At 69.6% G+C, this 7,452-nt stretch carries 7 protein-coding genes and 1 pseudogene; 4 read left to right on the plus strand and 4 right to left on the minus strand.

Annotated features, from left to right (window positions below; genetic code table 11):
- The 4 genes and pseudogenes from C665_RS17000 to C665_RS17015 all read left to right on the plus strand — a co-directional run.
- Window positions 1–232 (plus strand): annotated as a pseudogene (locus C665_RS17000) (bifunctional tRNA (5-methylaminomethyl-2-thiouridine)(34)-methyltransferase MnmD/FAD-dependent 5-carboxymethylaminomethyl-2-thiouridine(34) oxidoreductase MnmC); the annotation flags it as partial.
- Window positions 229–1,353 (plus strand): PAS domain-containing sensor histidine kinase, encoded by a 1,125-nt coding sequence (locus C665_RS17005; RefSeq protein ID WP_004323758.1) that lies wholly within the window; start codon window positions 229–231, stop codon window positions 1,351–1,353. The pseudogene C665_RS17000 and the gene C665_RS17005, both read left to right, overlap by 4 nt.
- Window positions 1,350–2,012, plus strand: coding sequence for a response regulator (locus tag C665_RS17010; protein WP_004323760.1), 663 nt, complete (start codon window positions 1,350–1,352; stop codon window positions 2,010–2,012). The genes C665_RS17005 and C665_RS17010 overlap by 4 nt, the downstream gene beginning before the upstream one ends.
- 135 nt (window positions 2,013–2,147) lie before the next feature.
- On the plus strand, window positions 2,148–2,588 hold the full coding sequence (locus tag C665_RS17015; RefSeq protein WP_004323762.1) for a phasin family protein: 441 nt from the start codon (window positions 2,148–2,150) through the stop codon (window positions 2,586–2,588).
- Window positions 2,589–2,939: 351 nt separating this feature from the next.
- Here the strand turns inward: C665_RS17015 and gltX are convergent, their stop codons facing one another.
- From gltX to C665_RS17035, 4 genes are all read right to left on the minus strand, one after another.
- Window positions 2,940–4,358 carry a glutamate--tRNA ligase gene (gene gltX / locus C665_RS17020; protein ID WP_004323764.1) on the minus strand — a complete coding sequence of 473 codons (1,419 nt, stop codon included), beginning with the start codon at window positions 4,356–4,358 and terminating at the stop codon, window positions 2,940–2,942.
- 115 nt (window positions 4,359–4,473) lie between these two features.
- A complete protein-coding gene (locus tag C665_RS17025) occupies window positions 4,474–5,268 on the minus strand; it encodes an ABC transporter ATP-binding protein (protein ID WP_004323766.1) in 795 nt (264 codons plus the stop codon).
- Between the two features lie 3 nt (window positions 5,269–5,271).
- Entirely contained in the window at window positions 5,272–6,162 is an 891-nt protein-coding gene (locus C665_RS17030) for an ABC transporter permease (RefSeq protein ID WP_004323767.1), read from the minus strand.
- Window positions 6,163–6,260: 98 nt separating this feature from the next.
- Window positions 6,261–7,232 (minus strand): ABC transporter substrate-binding protein, encoded by a 972-nt coding sequence (locus C665_RS17035; RefSeq protein ID WP_004323768.1) that lies wholly within the window; start codon window positions 7,230–7,232, stop codon window positions 6,261–6,263.
- Window positions 7,233–7,452 lie beyond the last annotated feature (220 nt).

Genomic DNA, 7,452 nt, shown 5'->3' on the forward strand with positions numbered 1-7,452 from the left:
CCGGCCTCCCGCCTCGGCCGCCCGCGGCCTCGACGAGCTGCCGCGCCGGCCCGGGCTGTACGCGCTCTCGGGCTACGGCGCGCGCGGCCTGGTGTGGTCGGTGCTCGCCGCCGAGCTGCTCGCCAGCGCGCTCGAAGGCGACCCCGCCCCGCTCGAGCGCGACCTGATCGAGGCGATCGATCCGGCGCGCTTCGTGCTGCGCCCGCTTGCCAGGACGGCGGTGCGCGAATGAGGTCGCCCCGGCTCGAAGCCTTGCGCAGCGCGCTCGAGAAGGCGGAGTTCCGCCTCGCCGCCACCCAGGACCTCGCCCGTGTCGGCGACTGGGAGCTCGACCGCCACACCGGGCGGATGTACTGGTCGCGCGAACTCTTCCGCCTCTTCGAGCGCCCGGAAGCGCTCGGCGTGCCCGACCTCAACGAGGCGCTCGGCTACTTCAGCCTGGAGTCGACGAATCGCACCCGCGACCTGTTCTGGGAGGCGATCGACAGCGGCCGACGCTGCGCCCTGGAGCAGGAGGTCCTGCTGCCCTCGGGCGAGGAGCGTCGCCATTTCACCGTGATCGTGCCGGTCGCCGACGAGACCGGGCGCGTGTTCCGCCTGTACGGTACGGTGCAGGACATCACCGAACGCCGGCGCCTGGAGGCCGAGCGCCTGGAGCATCTGGAACGCCTCGAAGAGCTCTCCCGCCACCTGGTCGAGATCGAGGAGCGCGAGCGCCGCGAACTCGCCAGCGCGCTGCACGACCGCGCCAGCCCCAACCTCGCCGCGCTGCAGATCCTGTTCTCCAGCCTGGCCGACGCCCTCCCCGAATCCGCCCGCGATGAGCTCGCCCCGCTGCTGGAGGACGCCTCGGCCCTGCTCGCCGACACCACCGCCGGCATCCGCGAGATCTGCACCAACCTGCGCCCGGCCACGCTCGACTACGCCGGCCTGGTACCCGCACTGCGCGAATACGTCGCCCAGTTCCGCGCCCGCACCGGGCTGGACGTGCGCGTCGACGCTGCGTCCGGCAGCCCCCCGTGCGCCCTCTCCCGCGCGACGCAGACGCTCTGCTTCCGCCTAGTGCAGGAGGCGCTCACCAACTGCGCCAAGCACGCTCGCGCCGGCAGCGTGCGCATCGGGCTCGGCGGCTGCGCCGGCGGGGTCCTGCTGCAGATCGGCGACGACGGCGTCGGCTTCGACCTCTCCCGTCTCGGCGAAGCGGGCAGCACCCCGGGGCTGGGCCTGATCACGATGCGCGAGCGCGTCGAGCTCGCCGGCGGCGACTTCCGACTGTATACCCGCCCCGGCGACGGCACCGTCATCGAGGTGCGGCTGCCCGCCGAGCTCCACCCCGCGGAAACGACCCGATGAGCCTGCGCATCCTGCTTGCCGACGACCACCAGATGTTCCGCCACGCGCTGCGGGCGCTGCTCGCCCGCGACCCGGAGCTCGAAGTGGTCGCCGAGGCGGCGAGTGGCGAGGAGGTGCTCGCGATCGCCGATGCCCAGCCGGTCGACCTCGTGTGCATGGACATCGCCATGCCGGGCATGGACGGCATCGAGGCCACCCGCCGCCTGCTCGCCCGCCATCCGGCGCTGCGCGTGATCGGCCTTTCGGCCTTCGCCGACCGCCAGTTCGTGACCGACCTGCTCGCCGCCGGCGCGCGCGGCTACATCACCAAGGGCGAAGCCGGCGACGAGCTGCTGCGCGCGATCCGCACCGTGTGCGAGGGGCGCAGCTACCTGTGCCCCGAGGTCGCGGCGACGGTCGCGGATGCACTGCGCGACAGCCCCGGGGTGTACGCCGCCGCACCCCGGCTCACCGCGCGCGAGCGCCAGGTGCTGCAGCTGATCGCCGAAGGCCTGACCTCGGTGCAGATCGGCGATCGCCTGCACATCGCCGCCTCCACGGTCGAGGTGCACCGCCGCAACCTGATGCGCAAGCTCGACCTGCACAACGTTGCCGAACTCACCCGCTACGCGATCCACAGCGGCATCAGCCCGAACGTGACCCCGGGCGGCGCGGGCTGAGCGCGCCCGGCGCCTTCGCACTACCGGTAAACCGGTAGTCCAAACACTGCGAACGCTGTATATGCCCGGAACGGGGTGCCGCTTAACATCGCTGGCTGAGAGAACCACCCGGCATCCTTTAGCGGAGACTTCGCCATGAACACCCATCCGGCCTTCCAGCAGTTCGCCCACTCGACCCGCAACGGCTTCGAGCAGTTCCAGGCCTATGCCCTGATCGCGCTCGACGCTTCCGAGAAGCTGTGCGCGCTCAACTTCAGCGCCGCGCGCGCGCTGTGCGAGGCCGCCTCGGCCGCGCCGATCGCCCAACCGGGCAGCGACCTCGAGGCCGGCTTCGCGAAGCAGCGCGAGACCCAGGGTCAGGCCCTCGAGCAACTGGGGAACTACCTGCAGCAGGTGAACGAGGTGGTATCGGGCGCGCAAAACGAGCTGCTCGAACTCGGCAGCCGCCACTTCGAAGACTTCCAGGCCTCGATGCAGTCGATGCTGGAACAGGCGCGCAAGCTTGGCGGCGTCGAGGTCGTCCAGTCCGAAGCCGCCGAAGAGCCGCGCAGCCGCGCCATCCGCAAGGCCGCCTGAGCCCCCTGCACCGCCATCCCGACCGCCGCACTCGCGGCGGTTTGTTTTTGCGGGAGCAGCGCACGGACACGCGCCCGCGCCCGCGCCCGCGCCCGCTTTCACCGCTGCAATCGCGACTGGCGTCGCTCCTACGCACACCGCTGGGGTCACGCCTACGCAGCCCGCTGCCCTGGCGGACGCGCCTGTGGGAGCGACGCAAGTCGCGATTCGCGCCCGCAGTCCCCGCCGACACCCGTCGCAGCCGCGCCGACATGATCGCGACTTGCGTCGCTCCCACACGTCGTTCCAAGGGGGCGTGTAGGAGCGACGCAAGTCGCGATACGGCGCACGAACTCGCGCCTGCGGCTGCGTTCAGAGGCGGCGGTCGAGGCGCTCGAGCACGCGCCCGCGGCCGAGCACCTCCAGCACGGCGTCGATCGCCGGGGTCTGGGGCACGCCGAGCACCGCCACGCGCAGGGGAATCGCAACCTGCGGCATCTTCAGGCCATGCTCGGCCATGGTGTCCTTGATCGCCTGGCTCAGCGCGGCCCTGTTCCACTCGGCTGCGGCCAGGCGGCCACGCAGGCTGGCGAGGGCGGCCTTGGCGACGTCGGTCAGGTGCTGGCCGACCACCTCCGGTGCCGGATGCACGTCGGCGACGAACAACTCCGCGGCATCCGCCAGTTCGTTGAGGTTGGCGACGCGGTCCTTGTACAGCGCCACCACCGCCTCCAGGCTCGGCCCCGTCTCGGGGTTCACCTCGCGGCGCGCGAGGCGGCTGGCGACCTCGGCGGCCAGGAAGGCGTCGTCCGCCTTCTTGATGTACTGCGCGTTGAGCCAATTGAGCTTCTCGGTGTTGAACTGCGCGGCCGAGGGCGTGATGTGGTCGAGGTCGAACCATTCGACGAACTGCCGGCGATCGAAGATTTCATCGTCGCCATGGCTCCAGCCCAGGCGCGCCAGGTAGTTGATCACCGCCTCCGGCAGATAGCCCTCCTCGTCGTACTGCATCACGCTGACCGCGCCGTGGCGCTTGGAGAGCTTGGTGCCGTCGTCGCCGAGGATCATCGACAGGTGGGCATAGAGCGGCACCTCGGCGCCGAGCGCCTGCAGCACGTTGATCTGGCGCGGGGTGTTGTTCACATGATCGTCACCGCGGATGACGTGGGTGATGCCCATGTCCCAGTCGTCCACCACCACGCAGAAGTTGTAGGTCGGCGTGCCGTCGGCGCGCGCGATGATGAAGTCGTCCATCTCGGCGTTGGCGATCTCGATGCGACCCTTGACGAGGTCGTCCCAGCTCACCACGCCTTCGGCCGGATTGCGGAAGCGCACCACGGGCTGCACGCCCGCGGGCGGCTGCGGCAGTACCTTGCCCGCCTCGGGACGCCAGCGCCCGTCGTAGCGCGGCTTCTCGCCCCGCTCGCGCTGCGCCTCGCGGAGGCGATCGAGTTCTTCGGGCGACAGGTAGCAGTGGTAGGCGGTGCCGGCCGCCAGCATCTGGCCGATGACCTCCTTGTACCGGTCCATGCGCTGCATCTGGTAGAACGGGCCTTCGTCATGTTCCAGGCCCAGCCACTGCATGCCGTCGAGGATGGCCTGCACCGCCGCGGGCGTGGAGCGCGCGACGTCGGTGTCCTCGATGCGCAGGATGAAGGTGCCGCCATGGCGGCGCGCGAAGGCCCACGAGAACAGCGCGGTACGCGCGCCGCCGATGTGGAGGTAGCCGGTGGGGCTGGGGGCGAAGCGGGTACGCACGGGGGTACGGACGGGGCGGGAAGCGGAGGTCATCGTTGCTTTCGGTCGTGTTTCGTTTGAATTCGGGGATCAGGCGGGTCGCTTGGCCAGCCGGTGCGCGGAAGAGGCCCCGCCCCAGGCTCTTGGCCCCGAGACTCGACCCGGGGAATCAGCCCAGCAGCAGCGCGTCGTCGTCGATCTTCTCGCCGCGCACCTTCTCGAACATGTCGAGCAGGTGATGCACGTCGAGGCCCTCGCGTTCCTTGCCGGAGACGTCGAGCACGACGCGGCCCTGGTGCAGCATCACGGTGCGCTGGCCGACGTCGAGCGCCTGGCGCATCGAGTGCGTGACCATCATCGTGGTGAGCTTGTGCTCGGCGACGATGCGCACGGTCAGTTCCAGCACGAAGGCCGCGGTGCGCGGATCGAGCGCGGCGGTGTGCTCGTCGAGCAGCAGCAGGCGCGAGGGCTGCAGCGCCGCCATCAAGAGGCTCACCGCCTGGCGCTGGCCGCCGGAGAGCAGGCCGATACGGTCCGAGAGGCGATTCTCCAGGCCGAGACCCAGCGTGGCGATCTGCGCGCGGAACTCCTCGCGCAGCGCCGGCTTGACCGCGAACGAAAAACCCCGGCGCTCACCGCGCATCTTGGCGAGCGCCATGTTTTCCTCGATGGTGAGATCCTCGCAGGTGCCGGCGAGCGGGTCCTGGAACACCCGCGCGACGTGGCGCGCACGCCCCCACACCGGCTGGCGGGTCATGTCGATGCCGTCGATCTCGATCGTGCCGCTGTCGACCTTCTGCTCGCCGGAGACGGCATTCAGGAAGGTCGACTTGCCGGCGCCGTTGGAGCCGATCACGGTGACGAACTGCCCGGTCGGGATCTCGAGCGACATGCCGCGCAGGGCCTGGGTCTCGATCGGCGTGCCAGGGTTGAAGGTGAGACGAAGGTCGGTTGCTTTCAACATATTTCAGCTCACCCTTTTTCCGGACCAGTGCGCGCGCAGGCGCGGCACCACCAGCGCGACCGTCACCAGCACCGCGGTGACGAGGTTGAGGTCCTGCGCCTGCAGGCCGATGAAGTCGGAATTGAGCGCGAGCGCGATGAAGAAGCGATACACGATGGCGCCAACGATCACCGCGATCGTCGCCAGGTAGAGCTTGCGCGAGGGCAGCAGGCTCTCGCCCACGATCACCGCCGCGAGACCGATGACGATCGTTCCCACGCCCATCGAGATGTCGGCGCCGCCCTGGGTCTGCGCGAACAGCGCCCCGGCCAGGCCCACCAAGGCGTTCGACAGGGCCATGCCGGCCAGGATCGCCATGCCGGTGTTGACGCCCTGCGCACGCGCCATGCGCGCGTTCGAGCCCGTCGCGCGGATCGCCAGGCCACTCTGGGTGGCGAAGAAACCGTCGAGCGCGAGCTTGACCGCCAGCACCACGAAGACGAGCAGCAAGGGCCGGAACACGTAGTCGGCGAGCGCCTCGGGCTGCAGCAGGTTGAACACGGTGGGTTCGGTGATCAGCGGCACGTTGGGCTTGCCCATGATGCGCAGGTTGATCGAGTACAGGGCGATCATCATCAGGATGCTGGCGAGCAGGTCCATGATCTTGAGGCTGACGTTGAGCCAGCCGGTGATCAGCCCGGCGATCGCGCCGGCAAGCGTCGCCGCGATGGTCGCGGTGAAGGGGTCGTGGCCGGCGGCGATCATGGTCGCGGCGACGGCGCCACCGAGCGGGAAGCTGCCATCCACGGTGAGGTCGGGAAAGCGCAGCAGCCGGAAGGAGATGTACACGCCGAGGGCGACGAGGCTGAAGATCAGGCCGATCTCCAGCGCCCCGAGCAAGGTGTAGAGCGACATTGGGGGATTACCGTTGGTGAGGATCGAGCGGAACGCGCGCCGGGACGCGTCCCCCGCGGCCGGGCATCGACGGCCGCGCGGGGATGCGGGCGACCCGCTTACTGGACGACCTTGGCAGCCGACTTGACGAGGTCTTCCGCCAGGGTGATGCCCTGCTTCTGCGCCGCAGCCGGGTTCACCTGCAGCGACAGCTTGTTGCTGGTCTCGGATGCGATCGCACCGGGCTTCTCGCCCTTGAGGATGCGAACCACGATCTCGCCGGTCTGCACGCCGAGGGCCTTGTAGTCCATGCCGTAGGCCGCGACCGCACCGCGCGCCACGCTGTCGGTGTCGGCGGCCACGAGCGGGATCTTGGCGTCCATGCCCACCTTGACCAGGGCCTCGTAGGCCGACACGACGTTGTTGTCGGTGCTGGTGTAGAACACGTCGGCCTTGCCGATCAGGCTGCGCGCCGCCGAGCCGACGTCCACCGAGCGCGGCGCCGCGGCTTCGACCAGGCTCAGGCCGTGCTTGGGCAGCAGCTCGCGCAGCTGCTCGACCACGACCACCGAGTTGGCCTCGCCCGGGTTGTAGACGATGCCGACGCGCTTGGCGGCGGGCACGACGCGCTTGATCAGCTCGACCTGCTTGCCGAGCTCGAGGGCATCCGACACCCCGGTGACGTTGGTGCCCGAGGGCTGCATCGAGGGCACCAGCTTGGCCACCACCGGATCGGTCACCGCCGAAAACACCAGCGGGATGTCCTTGGTCGCGGCCGCGACGGCCTGCGCCGAGGGGGTGGCGATCGCGACGATCACGTCGGCCTTGTCGCCGACGAACTTGCGTGCGATCTGCGCCGCGGTGCCGGTGTTGCCCTGGGCGCTCTGATACTGCCACTTCAGGTTCTTGCCGTCCTCGTAGCCGGCCGCGGCCAGCGCCTCCTTGACCCCGTCGCGCACCGAATCGAGCGCGGGATGCTCGACGATCGCGGTGATGGCGACCGACTTCTGCTGTGCGTACGCCGGCATCGCCGTCGCGAACGCGAGCGCCAGCGCGCCGAACAGGACCTTGCGGGACAGGGGGAAGGACATGGAGGTCTCCTTGGCAGCCTTGCGGCCGGGAATTCTTCGAAAAAGGTACCAGGCCGGCATCTTGGCCAGCACGGTGTTGCAAAGGACGCGAGTTTAACAGCAGGTCCGGATTGCGCGATTGCGGTGGACCCGCAATCGCCGTGGAGGACACTCGCCCGACTTGCCTGATGAACTGTATTTTTCTACAGTCAACGCATGCTTCCCGCCTACGCCGAACTCC

The sequence above is a fragment of the Thauera aminoaromatica S2 genome, assembly GCF_000310185.1.
Classification (GTDB): domain Bacteria; phylum Pseudomonadota; class Gammaproteobacteria; order Burkholderiales; family Rhodocyclaceae; genus Thauera; species Thauera aminoaromatica.

Bases quoted from the DNA above. Each gene is read 5' to 3' on its own strand.
- C665_RS17015 (WP_004323762.1), top strand. From the start codon at position 2,148: ATGAACACCCATCCGGCCTTCCAGCAGTTCGCCCACTCGACCCGCAAC.
- gltX (WP_004323764.1), bottom strand. From the start codon at position 4,358: ATGACCTCCGCTTCCCGCCCCGTCCGTACCCCCGTGCGTACCCGCTTC.
- C665_RS17005 (WP_004323758.1), top strand. From the start codon at position 229: ATGAGGTCGCCCCGGCTCGAAGCCTTGCGCAGCGCGCTCGAGAAGGCG.
- C665_RS17035 (WP_004323768.1), bottom strand. From the start codon at position 7,232: ATGTCCTTCCCCCTGTCCCGCAAGGTCCTGTTCGGCGCGCTGGCGCTC.
- C665_RS17025 (WP_004323766.1), bottom strand. From the start codon at position 5,268: ATGTTGAAAGCAACCGACCTTCGTCTCACCTTCAACCCTGGCACGCCG.
- C665_RS17010 (WP_004323760.1), top strand. From the start codon at position 1,350: ATGAGCCTGCGCATCCTGCTTGCCGACGACCACCAGATGTTCCGCCAC.
- C665_RS17030 (WP_004323767.1), bottom strand. From the start codon at position 6,162: ATGTCGCTCTACACCTTGCTCGGGGCGCTGGAGATCGGCCTGATCTTC.